Genomic DNA, 393 nt, shown 5'->3' with positions numbered 1-393 from the left:
GTCCTCGGCGCCACCAGCCGCCTGCGCTATGCCCGGCGCTGCCCTGAAGCGGCGGACTGGGCCACGCGCCTGCTGGCCCGGCGACCTTTCAAGGTCGTGGCCGTGGCTCTGGCCAACAAGATGGCCCGCATCGCTTGGGCTTTGCTGGCCCGGGGAGGGACCTACACGACAACCGCGACCGCCTAGGCTGTCGCGTCCGAGCTCGCCGGGCGCCGCGCCCGGCGGGGGCCAAGGTGCTGAAGCGATGATGACAGCGAGAGACCGGTGAGCCGGTGGCGAGAGAGGCCGTTTATCGCAGAGCGCCCCCAAAGCGCGTTCACCTGATTGCCCCTCGTTCCGCGCAGCTCATCAGGGCCCGCGGCCAGACCGGCCGCATCAGAGGCCGCACACATG

The 393-nt window shown here is 71.0% G+C and carries 1 pseudogene; it reads left to right on the top strand.

Annotated elements, in window-relative coordinates:
* Positions 1–186: pseudogene (locus JMJ56_RS33365) on the top strand (IS110 family transposase); the annotation flags it as partial.
* Positions 187–393: the final 207 nt, after the last annotated feature.

This window comes from Belnapia arida, assembly GCF_016773205.1.
GTDB lineage: Bacteria > Pseudomonadota > Alphaproteobacteria > Acetobacterales > Acetobacteraceae > Belnapia > Belnapia arida.
Note: the sequence above shows the minus strand (reverse complement) of the source record. Positions and strands in the feature narration are given on the sequence as shown.